The sequence below is a fragment of the Flavobacterium ustbae genome, assembly GCF_003946915.1.
Classification (GTDB): domain Bacteria; phylum Bacteroidota; class Bacteroidia; order Flavobacteriales; family Flavobacteriaceae; genus Flavobacterium; species Flavobacterium ustbae.
This window is the reverse complement of record NZ_RPOC01000004.1, coordinates 257,693-272,007: the sequence shown is the minus strand read 5'-3', so window position 1 is coordinate 272,007 and position 14,315 is coordinate 257,693. Positions and strand designations below refer to the sequence as shown.

The window sequence follows — 14,315 nt, the reverse complement described above, 5'->3', positions numbered from 1 at the left end:
AAAATTAATTCTTTGTGCCAATCCAAACTTCGTACCTTTGCACCTCAGAAACTTAGCAGTTATGCTGCTTAGAAACTTATTAAAATGCTAGAAATAGGAAAATACAATACTCTAACTATATTACGTGATACCAAAGTTGGTTTATTTTTGGGAGATCCTGACAATGATCCAGATGGAATTCACGATGTTTTATTGCCCAATAAATATGTACCAAAAGTATTTGAAATTGGCGAAGAATTAATCGTTTTTGTTTACTTAGATCACGAACAGCGACCTGTTGCAACTACATTGGTTCCTTATATTTTATTGAACGAATTTGCTCTTTTGAGAGTAAATTACATTAATAATGTTGGTGCTTTCATGGATTGGGGAATGGAGAAAGATATCCTTGTTCCGTTCAAAGAGCAAGCTCGCCCAATGGAAAAAGGAAAACGTTATTTGGTTTATTTGTACTTAGACAAACAAACCAATCGTTTGGTAGCGTCGAGCAAAACCAACCAATTTTTGAGTAATGATAATTTGACGGTTGAAAAAGGAGAAGAAGTGGATTTAATTGTTTCTCATATTACCGATATGGGAATTAATGTTATTATAAACGAGCAGCACAAAGGGCTTTTATACAAAGATGAAGTTTATGATGATGCGATAAGAACTGGCGACAGAATGCGCGGTTACATCAAAAATATTCGTCCCGATAACAAAATTGATGTAGCACTTCAAGCTCAAGGTTTTGAGAGCATTGAACCAAATGCTGAAAAAATATTAAGCGAATTACGAGCTAGCAGAGGTTTCCTTCGTTTAAACGATGATTCGCATCCTGAAGACATTAAAACCGTTTTGAAAATGAGTAAAAAGTCATTCAAAAAAGCGATTGGTTCTTTATACAAAGAAAAACTGATTGAAATAAAAGATGACGGGATTTATCTAGTAAAGGAGTAAAATTCCAATAATAAAAATTCCAAATTCCAATTTGAAAAGTAACAATTGGAATTTTAAAATTTGAAATTTATTTTGCTTCAGCAAAATCATTGTAACACAAAAGGCTGCCCATTACGAGCAGCCTTTCGCTTTTTATTCAGTTTTAAAAAAAATTGTAATTAAAAAAAAACAGAAATAAAATAATTCGAATCCATCTCAGAACAATAACTTTACGAATTTTAGAAATCATCCCATTAATGGTATGTCTTTTAAATGATTTGATGCACCTATCTTAATAACAAAAAAATAATTTCACGGCTGATCCATTGGTTTATAAAATAACTTTTAGAAAGTGTGAATTAGTGCTTTTTTCTTTTTCGTTATCATTCCTATACTAATTATATAACAATTCTAACATTTAACCTTAGGTGTTACTTTTTTCTTTTTGAAGATTCGACAAACACATAAATCATTTGCTCTTTTAATTGAGGTTTGTTACTTAAAACCCTAAAAAAATGAGCGACAAATTTTTTAAATTTTCTCAAAAAAATCATTTTTTAGGTTAATAAATCAGTGAAAGAAAATCAATCCGAAATCTTTAAAATGTTTTGTATCTCATTGATTTCTAGGGTGTAAAATTAATTATTATTTTTCTAAACTAATGTTAAAAAATGTTATTTTTTGTAAGTAAAGACCAATTGTTAACATTGCAAGCCAAATTAGTAAAGACTTAAGAGTGATTAAGTAGGTAAAGTAGTAAAAATGCTTTATTTTTACCGTATAATTATTTTAAACAAAAAATCAAAATGGATTGGATTACAGCCAGAGAATTTGAAGATATAACTTATAAAAAATGCAATGGAGTAGCGAGAATAGCTTTTAATAGACCAAATGTTAGAAATGCATTCCGTCCTAAAACTACTTCAGAATTATACCAAGCTTTTTACGATGCACAAGAAGACACTTCAATTGGAGTTGTTCTGCTTTCTGCTGAAGGGCCTTCTACAAAAGACGGAGTTTATTCTTTCTGCAGTGGTGGAGATCAAAATGCACGCGGACATCAAGGATATGTTGGAGAAGACGGTCAGCACCGTTTAAATATTTTAGAAGTGCAGCGTTTAATTCGTTTTATGCCAAAAGTAGTTATTGCAGTTGTTCCTGGATGGGCTGTAGGTGGCGGACATAGTTTGCACGTAGTTTGCGACATGACACTTGCTAGTAAAGAACACGCTATTTTTAAACAGACAGATGCAGACGTAACAAGTTTTGACGGTGGTTACGGATCGGCATATTTGGCTAAAATGGTGGGACAGAAAAAAGCTCGTGAAATCTTCTTTTTAGGTAGAAATTATTCTGCACAAGAAGCTTTTGAAATGGGAATGGTAAATGCTGTAATCCCTCACGACGAATTAGAAGCGACTGCTTACAAGTGGGCACAAGAAATTCTTCAGAAATCGCCAACCTCTATAAAAATGCTGAAATTTGCCATGAATCTAACAGACGACGGAATGGTTGGACAGCAAGTTTTTGCAGGAGAAGCAACTCGTTTGGCTTACATGACCGAAGAAGCAAAAGAAGGAAGAAACGCTTTCTTAGAAAAAAGAAAACCAAACTTCGGCGAAAATAAGTGGTTACCTTAATTTAATAAAATTGTTCCAAGTTTCAAGTTTCATGTTACACTGTGAAAAAACTTGAAACATGAAACTTTAAACTATATAAACTAAAAAATAAGAATGAAACATTGGATTGAAGCCGCTAGACTGCGCACCTTACCTTTATCAGTTTCCGGAATTATAGTTGGAAGTATTTATGCTTTGTCTAATCCTACAGAAACTATCAATACTCCAACAGAAGTCTTTAGTTGGAAAGTTTTTGGTTTTGCCTTATTGACAACATTAGGATTACAGGTTTTATCCAATTTTGCTAACGATTATGGCGATGGAGTTAAAGGTACAGACAATACAGATCGAGTAGGGCCACAACGTGCTATTCAAAGTGGTGTTATTACACCGCAGGCGATGAAAAAAGCCATTATTATCACCTCGTTATTGACATTATTGTCTGCAATGACATTAATATATTTTGCTTTCGGAAAAGACAATTTTGGGTATTCTATCTTTTTTCTATTGTTAGGAATCGCGGCTATTATTTCTGCAATTCGTTACACAGTAGGCAATTCTGCATACGGATATAGAGGATTTGGAGATTTATTCGTTTTCATTTTCTTCGGATTAGTGAGTACGTTAGGAGTAAACTTTTTATATGCAAAAGAAGTAGATCCGCTTTTAATTCTTCCGGCTGTTGCCATCGGATTATTGAGTGTTGGGGTTTTAAACCTGAACAATATGCGCGATCAGGAATCGGATAAAAAATCTGGAAAAAACACGATTGTAGTACAGATTGGAGCTCAAAAGGCTAAAAATTATCACTTCTTCCTTATTATTACTGCAATGGTTTCTGTAGTTGTATTTGCTATTTTAAGTGATTACAACTTTGACCAATACTTGTTTTTATTGGCTTATATTCCGTTGACAAAACATTTAATCACAGTTTACAAAAATCAAGATCCAAAATTATTAGATCCAGAATTGAAAAAACTGGCATTAAGCACATTCTTGCTTTCTATACTATTGACAGTATGCATGATTTCATTGATTTCAGACATTATTGTAAACCTGTTTTTAGGAGGGAGATAAAAAATAACGTTAAACTTAAAACTTAACAAACATGAAAATTACATACTACGGACACGCTTCTTTAGGAATACAAGTAGGAGGAAAAAATATTATTGTGGATCCCTTTATCACAGGAAATCCGCAAGCTGCTGCAATTGATATTAACACATTAAAAGCAGATTATATTTTAGTAACACATGCACACGGAGATCACGTTTTGGACGTTGAGACAATTGCAAAAAACACCAATGCAGTTATTGTTTCTAATGCAGAAATAGCAAGTTATTACGCAAATAAAGGATTCAATTCGCATCCTATGAACCATGGCGGTAGCTGGAAATTTGATTTCGGAAAAGTAAAATATGTTAATGCCATTCACTCAAGCAGTTTTCCTGATGGTTCTTATGGAGGAAATCCTGGAGGTTTTGTTATCGAAGGCGAACACAAAAATATCTACATCGCTGGAGATACTGCGTTGACGTATGATATGAAATTAATTCCGCTTCGTACAAAACTAGATCTTGCAATTTTGCCTATCGGAAACAACTTTACAATGGATGTTGAAGACGCTATTATTGCTTCAGATTTTGTAGAATGTGATAAAGTTTTAGGATACCATTTTGATACTTTCGGTTATATAGAAATCAATCACGAAGAATCTATTCGTAAATTTTTTGATAAAGGAAAAGATTTAATGCTTTTACCAATCGGAGAATCTATTGAACTATAATTGTCATCCTGAGCGAAGTCGAAAGAAGGAGTTAACTATATTCCTGATTTAGAAAAACTATGGCTAAAAGGTCTTGTTTTTCTAAATCGGGAGATATCGCTCCGATCGGGGCTACGGTCTGTTTTTCATAAGAAAGTTATTTGGCATAATCTATGTTAATTTAAATTTGAGTTTTTAAAAGTAAAAATCATTTTAATCTATAATCCGTGGCACTTAAAGCATCATCACGAAATGTAACTTTCAAAATAATTTTATTATTACTTATAACGTTTTCCTTTAATGCTTTTGCTCAAAAAGAAGGTTATTGGGACAAAGAACGAGCGACAACCAAAGAAATTATGGTTCCTGCGCGCGATAGAATTTCTATACCAACAGAAGATTTACCCGTTGGAACTACAGAAATTATATATAGAATCACACTTTTAGACAAAAATCAAGAAATGGCCAATAGCTTGGTCTCATTATTAAAAGCAATTCCAGATCCAACAGGAGTTAGCCAAGGTTCTGCCGGCGCTGTTTTCTTGATGTCAAAAATTTCTGGTGATGATCAATGTACGTATTCGATTTTTACCTCTAATGAAAATGCCAAAAAATATGTTGCAGACGGTAAAATCGACAAAGCTTGCTATTCTCAAGCAGAACCTGTAAGCAAAGACGCCAAACGTTTGTCTGTCAATAAATCGTCTTGTTTAAAAGAAAACATCAGTACAATTTGGTTTGGTTTTGAAAGCAAAAATTGGCTTTTAAGTCAGAAAGTAGTTTTGGAAGTAGTGCCTTGGGTAGACACAAAACTAAATAGAGGATGGAATCAGGATAATAAAAACGAAATTATCAGCTTATGCAAAACTTCTACAATGGCGCAAAAAATGGCAAATTCTGATGATTTCTGTGTTTGCATTTTAAATAAAATTATGAAACAATATCGTTATGATGAGTTTCAAAAATTATTGGCTGTAGAAAAAACAAAAGTCTACAAAGATTTTGGAAACAGCTGTTACAAAGACGCTGATATTTCTAAAAACGTATTTAACGATTTAAGAACACAAACAGCTTCTTTAATCAAAGCGCAAAAATACAACGAAGCAATTCCAAAACTAAATACAATTGTTAACGAAGGAAAAGCAACGGCTTTAGATTACAGTTCGTTAGGCTATTGCTACATTCTGACGAAACAATATGCAAAAGCTTTAAAAGTGCTTCAGGAAGGAGAAAAATTGGATGATACAGAATTATTGGTTAAATTAAATCTGGCTCATACATATTTAGTTAGCGACAATTATAGCGCAGCCAAAGCCATCTATAAAAAATACCAAACCCAAAATGTAACTGATAGTTTAAGTTGGGTTGCTAAAACAAAATTAGATTTTGAAGCATTTGAAAAAGCAGGTTTACCTTCCAAAGATTTTGAAAAAATCTTAAAATTGTATAATTAAGCTTTCAAATAAAAACTTCTCAGAACCTTAGCACCTTAGTTTCTCAGCACCTTTGAAAAAAATGACCGCATCTTACCAAAAATATTTACTAGAATTTAAACGTCCTTCAGGAACTTCTAGAGGAATTATGACCGAAAAAGAAACATGGTTTATAATTCTGGAAGAAAATGGAAAAAAAGGTATAGGCGAGTGCGGAATATTACGCGGACTGAGCGCAGACGACCGTCCAGATTATGAAGAGAAACTAAAATGGGCATGCGATAATATTCATTTAGGAGAAAAAGCACTTTGGAATGCCTTATTAGAATTTCCTTCTATCCAATTCGGAATAGAAATGGCCTTTTTATCTCTTAAAAGTGAAAATCCGTATCTTTTATTTCCATCAGATTTTACCAAAAATTTAAGTTCTATTGCTATAAATGGCTTAGTTTGGATGGGGGAAGCTGCGTTTATGAAGGAGCAAATCGAAGAGAAATTGGCAGATGGTTTCAACTGCATAAAACTTAAAATTGGAGCCATTGATTTTGCTAAAGAACTAGAATTATTACAATTTATAAGAAGCCATTTTTCCCCAGAAGAAATAGAAATTAGAGTCGATGCCAATGGTGCTTTTTCTTCGACAGAAGCTTTAGATAAATTAAATCAATTACAACAATTTCAGCTTCATAGCATCGAACAGCCTATCAAGAAAGGTCAAATTAATGAAATGGCTGAATTATGTAAAGAAACACCATTTCCAATTGCTCTGGACGAAGAACTTATTGGTGTATTTTCGTTAGAAGAAAAAGAAAAATTACTGCAAGAAATCAAACCTCAATATATCATTTTAAAACCAAGTTTTGTTGGCGGTTTTAAAGGCACTCAGGAATGGATCACTTTAGCCGAAAAATATAATATTTGCTGGTGGATCACCTCGGCATTAGAAAGCAATATCGGGTTAAACGCTATTGCACAATGGACTTATACTTTGAATTCAGATATGCCTCAAGGTTTAGGAACCGGAGCATTATATAGTAATAATATAGATTGTCCTCTTGAAGTAAGAAAAGGACAGCTATGGTATGGTAATGCTAAGGAGTGGGGAAGGTTTGTAGGTATATAGAGACAAAGGGACAGAGCTTTCAAAGGGACAAAGGAACAAAGGAACAAAGGGACAAAGTGACACGAAGGCAAGAACCTTTGAACCTTTGTCACTTTGAACCCCTGAACCTTTTCTTTACTCTTTTCCTCCCAAAAGACTATCTTGCCAATCCTTTAATTCCTTCCATTTTCCTTGATAAGCCATTAATGCTTGTTTAGGCCAAGTGCTCGGATTATGTATGGCGTAATTTTCTCCACCAGTGTCTAAGATAGACTGTAATTTCTCTGTAGAAGCTTGAGAAAGCTCGTACCAAGTTTTAATTCCTGCTTCATTAAATAAAGCTTCTATTTTAGGGCCAATTCCTTCCACAATTTTCAAATCATTTTCTTTAATTTTTTTTCCTAGTGCACTTGCCGCCAATTCACTGTCAAAAACAATATCAGATGGAGCTGTAGCCGCAAAAGATTGTGAAGCTACTTTTGCTTTCGCAGCAAGATCTGTTTCTAAGGAAATGATGCGCGCATTTAAGTTTTTGGTGTTAGCTTTACAAGCATCCAAATCTGCTTGAAGAGAAGCTGTTAGAGAATCATCATTTTTTGAGTTCATTTTTCCTAGTAAGTAGCCTAAAATTCCACAGATTAAACCCACTAGTATAGGTATTAAGATACAAGGTATATTCATGATTATATGTTTTGAATTAATTATTTAATAGTAATAACAGTTCTTCTATTAGAAGCTTTGCCTTCAGCAGTTTGGTTATCTGCAATTGGTTCGTCTGGGCCTTTAGATTCAGTTGCTATTTTTTCTGCACTAATTCCGTTTTTTGAAAGATAATTTTTAGAAAATTCAGCTCTCTTTTGGGCTAATGCAATATTAGAATCTCTATTTCCAACATTATCTGAATGTCCTACGACAATTACAACAGCATCTTTAACATGTTCTGAATATCTAGCAATGTCGGCCACTTTCTTTTTTTCGACATCGCTTAAATTTAGGCTTGATTGATTGGTATTGAAATAAAGAATCAGCGGATTAGCGTTTATTTGTTCTTTTAAAGAACTCCATTCATCATTTGTTGTCGATGTAGAATCTACGGTTTCAAAGATGTAATCTGCCGGTCCAATTAACGTGTCGGCATTCATTTTCCATTTATCAATTATTTCGCCTTTGGTCAGGAATTGATTTTCAAGTAATCCTTTCGAAACAAAATAATTTCTTACCTCATTTGCCCTAGCAAGACCTAAATTTTCAAATGAAGTTGAATTGATTTCTTGAGATGTTGCATAACCTGTTATGGTTATTTTCTGTTTCGGATTGGCTTCTAAAAATACTTTTAGTTTATCAATTCCACTTGTTACAGAATCACTTACAGGCATTATCAATTTAGCACTGTTCTTAAGGAATTTCAAATTATCACCAGTCTGATATTCGAGACCTTGACCATTAAGTTTAAACGGAACGTCGGGCTCTTGAACAGTAGGCGAAACTGTTTTTGGAGTATCATCCGTTATTGCTTTTTCGCAGCAATTGCAACAAAATTTTTGATACAAAAAAGCACCTAAAATTATAGTTATTGCAATGCCTAATAGATAAAGTGTTTTTTTAGACATAATTTAGATTTTAGTTCAATCAAATTTAAGCAAAAAATAAAAGCTAAAATATTAATAATCAACATATTGAAAAACATTATATTCTGTGAATAGTTTACAAAATATGCTTAAGCCGACTTGTCAAATGAACATATTGAATCTTAAATTGATTTAAAGTTCACTTAAAGTTTAGACGATAAATTGACTAACTTGCAATAAATTTCAAATTAAATAGAAATGGTTGAAATTGAAAGAAAATTTTTGGTCAAATCTGATGCATTCAAGGATCTGGCTTTTGCTGAAAATAAGATTGCCCAAGGCTATTTGAGCTCTGCGCCTGAACGTACCGTGAGAGTTAGAATTAAAGGACATAAAGGCTTTTTAACTATAAAAGGAATAAGCCATAGTGGTGGTATGTCTCGTTTTGAATGGGAAAATGAAATTCCGCTTGATGAAGCTCAAGAATTACTAAAACTATGCGAGAAAGGCAAAATTGAAAAAACACGTTACGAAGTAAAATCAGGAAATCATGTATTTGAAGTCGATGAATTTTATGGCGAAAACGAAGGTTTAATAATGGCTGAAATAGAATTGAATTCTGAAGATGAAGTCTTTGAAAGACCGGAATGGCTTGGTGAAGAAGTAACGAATGATGAAAGATATTACAACGCTTATTTAAGCAAAAATCCTTATAAAGACTGGCAATAAAAAATGACAGAATCTAAATATGACCTTATTATTGTAGGAGGAGGACCGATTGGTCTTGCTTGCGCGATAGAAGCTGAAAAGAAAAAATTAAATTATTTAATTATAGAAAAAGGAGCGATAGTTAATAGCATTTTTAATTATCCTTTATATATGACCTTTTTTTCTACTGCAGAAGATTAGAAATAGGTGAAATTCCGTTTAACTGTCTGGCACCAAAACCTGGACGTCAGGAAGCATTGGAATATTACAGAAATATTCACCGTTACTTTAAATTCAACATTAATTTATTTGAAAAAGTTCTTGATGTTCAAAAGAACAAAAGGATTTTCAAGATTAGTACTGATAAACAAACTTACGAATCCAAAAATCTTGTAATTGCCACCGGTTTTTATGATATTCCAATTGAGATGAATGTTTTGGGAGAAAATCTTCTAAAAGTGCGTCATTATTATAAAGAAGCGCACGAATATGCTTTTAGAAAAGTTTTGATTGTGGGCGCTAATAATTCTTCTGTAGACGCTGCTCTAGAATGCTGGAGAAAAGGAGCAGAGGTAACAATGGTGATCCGTAAAAATGAAATTAACAATCGCGTAAAATATTGGGTAAAACCAGATATTGAAAATCGAATTGCTGAAGGAAGTATTAAAGCTTATTTTGAATCTAATATTACTGAAATTCGTGAAAATGAAGTCGAAATTCTGACACCAAACGGCAAAATTACAATCGAAAATGATTTTGTATTAGCGTTGACAGGCTATAAGCCTGATTTAAATTTTATTGAAAGAATTGGAATTCAACTTTCTGATGATGAATTGAAAATTCCGACCTATAATCCAGAAACCATGGAAACCAATGTTGAAGGTTTATTTCTTGCTGGAGTAGTTTGTGGAGGAATGCAGACGCATAAATGGTTTATTGAGAACTCGAGAATTCACGCTAATCTGATTGTAGACTATATTACGGCTAAATAGTTTTTTTTAGCCACGAATTAAACCAATAAACGCGAATTTATTTAGTAATCTTGTAAAAATAGCCACGAATTTCACGAATTTGCACGAATTTATTTTTTTTTAATAACCACAAATTACACAAATTAGCACAAATTTATCTATCGTATTCTTTAGAAAAATTTGTGAAAATTCGTGCAATTCGTGGCAAAAAAAACTTATTATTACATCAATTCGTGGCAAACAAAAAGCTTAAGAACTACAAGACAACATAGAACATCCAACTTTGGTTCTTGCCCAATCCGGGCGTTTTGCAAACCATTTTTCAGATTTTGGCTGTTCATCATAAGGATTTTTCAAAAGCTGAAATAATTCATCAACCAGAGTATAATCTTCTTTGTCTGCGGCATCTATGGCTAATTGTGCCATATAATTTCGCAACACATATTTCGGGTTAATCTTATTCATTTTTTCTGAACGCTCTTCATCAGATAAAGATTCAGTACTTAATCTTTTCAAATAAACAGTAAACCATTTTTGCCAGGCTTCCAGAATTTTTTCTTTTATTTCATCTGGAATATAAAATGCATTTTCAATTTTTTCGAATACTTGTTCTACAGAATCCTCTTTTTTAATCTGACTTAAATTTCTAAAAAATATAGTCATATCAGTTTCCGACAACTGCAAAATTTCTTCTAAACCTTTAATAATTTTATCGTCAGCTTCACTTGAAGTAAATATCCCTAATTTACTTAAAAACATTATTTTGTAATCAGATTCGAATTCTGTCATAAAAGAATCAAGAATTTTTTCTAAAGGCGCAGCTTCATTTATAAGAGGATAAAGTGCATTCGCTAATTGAAATAAATTCCATTGCGCCACCTGTGGCTGATTTCCAAAACGATATCTTCTATTTTGGCTATCGGTTGTATTTGGTGTCCAATTCGGATCATAATTTTCCAGCCATCCGTATGGACCATAATCTATCGTGATTCCGTGAATAGACATATTATCGGTATTCATTACACCATGAACAAATCCGACGCGTTGCCAATGCAAAATCATTTCGCGAGTTGTATCGGCCACTTTCTGAAAGAATTGCAAATACTGCTCTTTTGGCTCTCCTTTTGTATCAGGAAAATAATGCTGAATTGTAAATTCTACAAACTGTTTCAAATTCTTCAATTCATTTCTGGATGTAAGCATTTCGTAACTTCCAAAGCGAATAAACGAAGGAGCAACACGGCAAACAATTGCGCCGTTTTCATAAGCAGGATTTCCGTTATACAAAACATCTCTTAAAACTTGATCTCCAGAAAGAGCAAGCGAGAGCGATCGAGTAGTGGGAACGCCCAGATAATGCATTGCTTCTGCGCATAAATATTCTCGTATAGAAGAACGCAAAACAGCCAAACCATCTGCTGTTCGTGAATATGGCGTTTTGCCCGCTCCTTTTAATTGTAATGTATAAAACTGACCGTTATTTTCAACTTCTGTTAAATTAATCGCGCGACCGTCTCCCAATTGTCCAGCCCAGTTACCGAATTGATGTCCCGCGTAACACATAGCATATGGCTGTGTCTCTGGAAGAATTTCTTTTCCAGAAAAAGCATTTAGAAACTCTTCAGATTGAATTTCATCTTTTGAAATCCCAACCAATTCAGCCACTTCTTTAGACGCATGGATTAATTTTGGATTAGAAGGTTTAACAGGATTTACATACGAAAACAGGGTATTTTTAACCTGACGCACTTCGTTTGTCAAAACTGGATCTGCAGGTAATTCAGCAGTAAAACGATTTTTTATTTTTATATTTTTCATTTTTTTTAGTTTTTTAGCACTTAGTCCTTAGCTCATAGTCCTTAGTTCATAGCTCTTTGCTAGTGTTTCTTAGTTCATATTTAGAGATCCGTTTTTCTTGATATTAAAAAAAACTAAGCACTATGAACTATGAGCTAAGAACTAAGAGCTAAGAACTAAGAACTAAGAGCTATTTCACCAACCTATCGGCATACATTTTTTTAAGTTTTTGAATTTTTGGATCAATTACAAGTTGGCAATATCTTGCTTCTTGATTATCGTTATAATAGTTTTGATGATCCTCTTCGGCTTTGTAAAAAACTTCAAAAGGTTTTAATTCTGTTACAATCGCATCTGGATACGAAGGTTGCACTTCATCAAAAACTTTTTCCGCTATTTCTTTTTGTTCTTGATTATGATAAAGAACAATAGAGCGATACTGTGTTCCACTGTCTGCACCCTGACGGTTTAAAGTTGTAGGGTCGTGACTTGTCATAAATATAAAAATTAAATCATAATATGAAATTATGTCAGGGTTAAAAGTAACTTGAATCACTTCGGCATGCCCTGTTCTTCCTGTACAGACTTCACGATAGGGCGGATTTTTGATAAATCCTCCTGAAAAACCCGACTGTACTGATTGTACGCCTTTCAAGCGCTGAATTAAAGCTTCAATACACCAAAAACATCCACCACCAAAGGTAACTACTGATAAGTGTTTCATAAATAATTTGCTTTTGTTCTAGGTTAAGCCTATTAATTTGATAGGATATTATGATAATTTATTAAAAAAAAGTTCTTTTAACTAAAAATACCAAACAGTATTCTAGTGTTTGAAGTTTAGTATTGATAAATTCGCAATTTTATAAAAAAGCTATATATTTGCAATCAAACACAAGGCACAACTAATGAATAGCAAAAATAATACCATCACACTGGAAACTTATTTTCAGGAATTTAGACAGCATATTGTCGGTATAAATCAAGAATTTACATCGCCGTATGGCAGAAAATCAATAATTTATACAGACTGGACTGCCAGCGGAAGATTATATCGTCCGATTGAAGAAAAACTGTTAAATGAGTTTGGACCTTTTGTGGCTAATACACACACCGAAACTACTGTATCTGGTACTGCGATGACAAAAGCATACCATCATGCAAGACATATTATTAAGCGTCATGCCAATGCCAATAATGATGATGTTCTCATTACAGATGGAACGGGAATGACGGGAGTTATTAATAAATTCCAGCGTATTTTAGGTTTGAAAATTCCTGAAAACCTAAAAAGCTTTACTAATGTTCCTGCTGAGAAAAAACCAATTGTTTTTATTTCGCACATGGAGCACCATTCGAATCAGACTTCTTGGTTAGAAACTATTGCAGACGTAGAGATTATTCCATCTTGCGAAAAAGGACTTTTCAATTTAGAAAATCTTGAAGTTTTATTAGAAAAATATAAAGATAGAACGATAAAAATTGCTTCTATTACGGCTTGTTCCAATGTTACTGGATTGAGAACTCCTTTTCACGAAGCTGCAAAATTGATGCACCAATATAATGGTGTTTGTTTTGTTGATTTTGCGTGTTCGGGACCTTATGTAGAAATTGACATGCATCCTGCAGATCCCGAAGCGTATCTAGATGCCATTTTTATGTCTCCACATAAATTTTTAGGTGGGCCTGGAACTTCTGGTATTTTGATTTTTAATAAAAAATTATACAACAACATGATTCCTGATTGCCCTGGCGGAGGTACAGTAAGTTGGACAAACCCTTGGGGAGAACATAAATACATCGATAATATAGAAGATCGAGAAGATGGAGGAACTCCTGGTTTTCTTCAGGTTATTAAAACTGCGCTGGCAATTGAGCTGAAAGAGGAAATGGGAATTGAAAATATAATGCAGCGTGAACATGAAATTGTTGATTACGTTTTTTCTGAATTGGAGCCAGTTGAAAATATTAAAATCTTAGCAGGACAACATAAAGAGCGTCTTGGTGTAATTTCATTTTTTATTGATGATCTGCATTTTAATTTAGGCGTTAAAATCTTAAATGATCGTTTTGGAATCCAAACTAGAGGCGGATGCAGCTGCGCAGGAACTTACGGACATTATTTATTGCACGTAGACCAGGAAACTTCTAACAAATTGGTTAACGAAATTACAATTGGCGATTTGATTAAAAAACCGGGATGGATTAGAATGTCAATTCACCCAACAACTACCGACAAAGAAATTGCTTATGTTTGTAAAAGCATTAAAGAATTAGCAGCAAATCATAAAACATGGGCTTCGGATTATTCTTATGATAAAATGCGTAATGAATTTATTCATAAAGAAGCAACTTCTTTTGAAGATGAATTGGTAGAAAGCTGGTTTAAGTCTTAATTTATAAAGAAGTAAAAAAAAATTAGCCAAAGATTATA

12 protein-coding genes and 1 pseudogene are annotated in these 14,315 nt (G+C 33.3%); 9 read left to right on the top strand and 4 right to left on the bottom strand.

Features of this window, described 5'->3' with window-relative positions; genetic code table 11:
* Positions 1-84: 84 nt before the first annotated feature.
* The 6 genes from EG814_RS08490 (at position 85) to EG814_RS08465 (ending at position 6,858) form a co-directional block, all read left to right on the top strand.
* Positions 85-939, top strand: a complete 855-nt coding sequence (locus EG814_RS08490) for a CvfB family protein (RefSeq protein ID WP_125720866.1) — start codon at positions 85-87, stop codon at positions 937-939.
* A gap of 785 nt (positions 940-1,724) precedes the next feature.
* Positions 1,725-2,558 (top strand): 1,4-dihydroxy-2-naphthoyl-CoA synthase, encoded by an 834-nt coding sequence (locus EG814_RS08485; protein ID WP_125720864.1) that lies wholly within the window; start codon positions 1,725-1,727, stop codon positions 2,556-2,558.
* Positions 2,559-2,651: 93 nt separating this feature from the next.
* Positions 2,652-3,614 (top strand): 1,4-dihydroxy-2-naphthoate octaprenyltransferase, encoded by a 963-nt coding sequence (gene menA / locus EG814_RS08480; RefSeq protein WP_125720862.1) that lies wholly within the window; start codon positions 2,652-2,654, stop codon positions 3,612-3,614.
* 31 nt (positions 3,615-3,645) lie between these two features.
* Positions 3,646-4,323, top strand: a complete 678-nt coding sequence (locus EG814_RS08475; RefSeq protein WP_125720860.1) for a metal-dependent hydrolase — start codon at positions 3,646-3,648, stop codon at positions 4,321-4,323.
* 206 nt (positions 4,324-4,529) lie between these two features.
* Complete coding sequence (locus tag EG814_RS08470) at positions 4,530-5,756, top strand: tetratricopeptide repeat protein (protein WP_125720858.1); 1,227 nt, start codon at positions 4,530-4,532, stop codon at positions 5,754-5,756.
* A 61-nt stretch (positions 5,757-5,817) separates the two neighbouring features.
* A complete protein-coding gene (locus EG814_RS08465; protein WP_125720856.1) occupies positions 5,818-6,858 on the top strand; it encodes an o-succinylbenzoate synthase in 1,041 nt (346 codons plus the stop codon).
* 114 nt (positions 6,859-6,972) lie between these two features.
* Here the strand turns inward: EG814_RS08465 and EG814_RS08460 are convergent, their stop codons facing one another.
* Complete coding sequence (locus tag EG814_RS08460; RefSeq protein ID WP_125720854.1) at positions 6,973-7,518, bottom strand: hypothetical protein; 546 nt, start codon at positions 7,516-7,518, stop codon at positions 6,973-6,975.
* A gap of 20 nt (positions 7,519-7,538) precedes the next feature.
* Positions 7,539-8,447 carry an OmpA family protein gene (locus EG814_RS08455; protein WP_125720852.1) on the bottom strand — a complete coding sequence of 303 codons (909 nt, stop codon included), beginning with the start codon at positions 8,445-8,447 and terminating at the stop codon, positions 7,539-7,541.
* 216 nt (positions 8,448-8,663) lie between these two features.
* On the opposite strand from EG814_RS08455, the gene EG814_RS08450 reads away from it, so the two are divergent.
* A complete protein-coding gene (locus EG814_RS08450) occupies positions 8,664-9,134 on the top strand; it encodes a CYTH domain-containing protein (protein WP_125720850.1) in 471 nt (156 codons plus the stop codon).
* 3 nt (positions 9,135-9,137) lie between these two features.
* A pseudogene (locus EG814_RS08445) lies at positions 9,138-10,105 on the top strand (YpdA family putative bacillithiol disulfide reductase).
* Positions 10,106-10,333: 228 nt separating this feature from the next.
* Here the strand turns inward: EG814_RS08445 and EG814_RS08440 are convergent.
* On the bottom strand, positions 10,334-11,902 hold the full coding sequence (locus EG814_RS08440) for a protein adenylyltransferase SelO (RefSeq protein WP_125720848.1): 1,569 nt from the start codon (positions 11,900-11,902) through the stop codon (positions 10,334-10,336).
* A gap of 169 nt (positions 11,903-12,071) precedes the next feature.
* A complete protein-coding gene (msrA, locus tag EG814_RS08435) occupies positions 12,072-12,605 on the bottom strand; it encodes a peptide-methionine (S)-S-oxide reductase MsrA (RefSeq protein WP_125720846.1) in 534 nt (177 codons plus the stop codon).
* 184 nt (positions 12,606-12,789) lie between these two features.
* Here msrA and EG814_RS08430 point away from each other — a divergent pair, with 184 nt between their 5' ends.
* Positions 12,790-14,277 carry an aminotransferase class V-fold PLP-dependent enzyme gene (locus EG814_RS08430; protein WP_125720844.1) on the top strand — a complete coding sequence of 496 codons (1,488 nt, stop codon included), beginning with the start codon at positions 12,790-12,792 and terminating at the stop codon, positions 14,275-14,277.
* The last annotated feature ends 38 nt before the right edge of the window (positions 14,278-14,315 follow it).

Bases quoted from the DNA above. Each gene is read 5' to 3' on its own strand.
- EG814_RS08490 (WP_125720866.1), top strand. From the start codon at position 85: ATGCTAGAAATAGGAAAATACAATACTCTAACTATATTACGTGATACC.
- EG814_RS08485 (WP_125720864.1), top strand. From the start codon at position 1,725: ATGGATTGGATTACAGCCAGAGAATTTGAAGATATAACTTATAAAAAA.
- menA (WP_125720862.1), top strand. From the start codon at position 2,652: ATGAAACATTGGATTGAAGCCGCTAGACTGCGCACCTTACCTTTATCA.
- EG814_RS08475 (WP_125720860.1), top strand. From the start codon at position 3,646: ATGAAAATTACATACTACGGACACGCTTCTTTAGGAATACAAGTAGGA.
- EG814_RS08465 (WP_125720856.1), top strand. From the start codon at position 5,818: ATGACCGCATCTTACCAAAAATATTTACTAGAATTTAAACGTCCTTCA.
- EG814_RS08460 (WP_125720854.1), bottom strand. From the start codon at position 7,518: ATGAATATACCTTGTATCTTAATACCTATACTAGTGGGTTTAATCTGT.
- EG814_RS08455 (WP_125720852.1), bottom strand. From the start codon at position 8,447: ATGTCTAAAAAAACACTTTATCTATTAGGCATTGCAATAACTATAATT.
- EG814_RS08450 (WP_125720850.1), top strand. From the start codon at position 8,664: ATGGTTGAAATTGAAAGAAAATTTTTGGTCAAATCTGATGCATTCAAG.
- EG814_RS08440 (WP_125720848.1), bottom strand. From the start codon at position 11,902: ATGAAAAATATAAAAATAAAAAATCGTTTTACTGCTGAATTACCTGCA.
- msrA (WP_125720846.1), bottom strand. From the start codon at position 12,605: ATGAAACACTTATCAGTAGTTACCTTTGGTGGTGGATGTTTTTGGTGT.
- EG814_RS08430 (WP_125720844.1), top strand. From the start codon at position 12,790: ATGAATAGCAAAAATAATACCATCACACTGGAAACTTATTTTCAGGAA.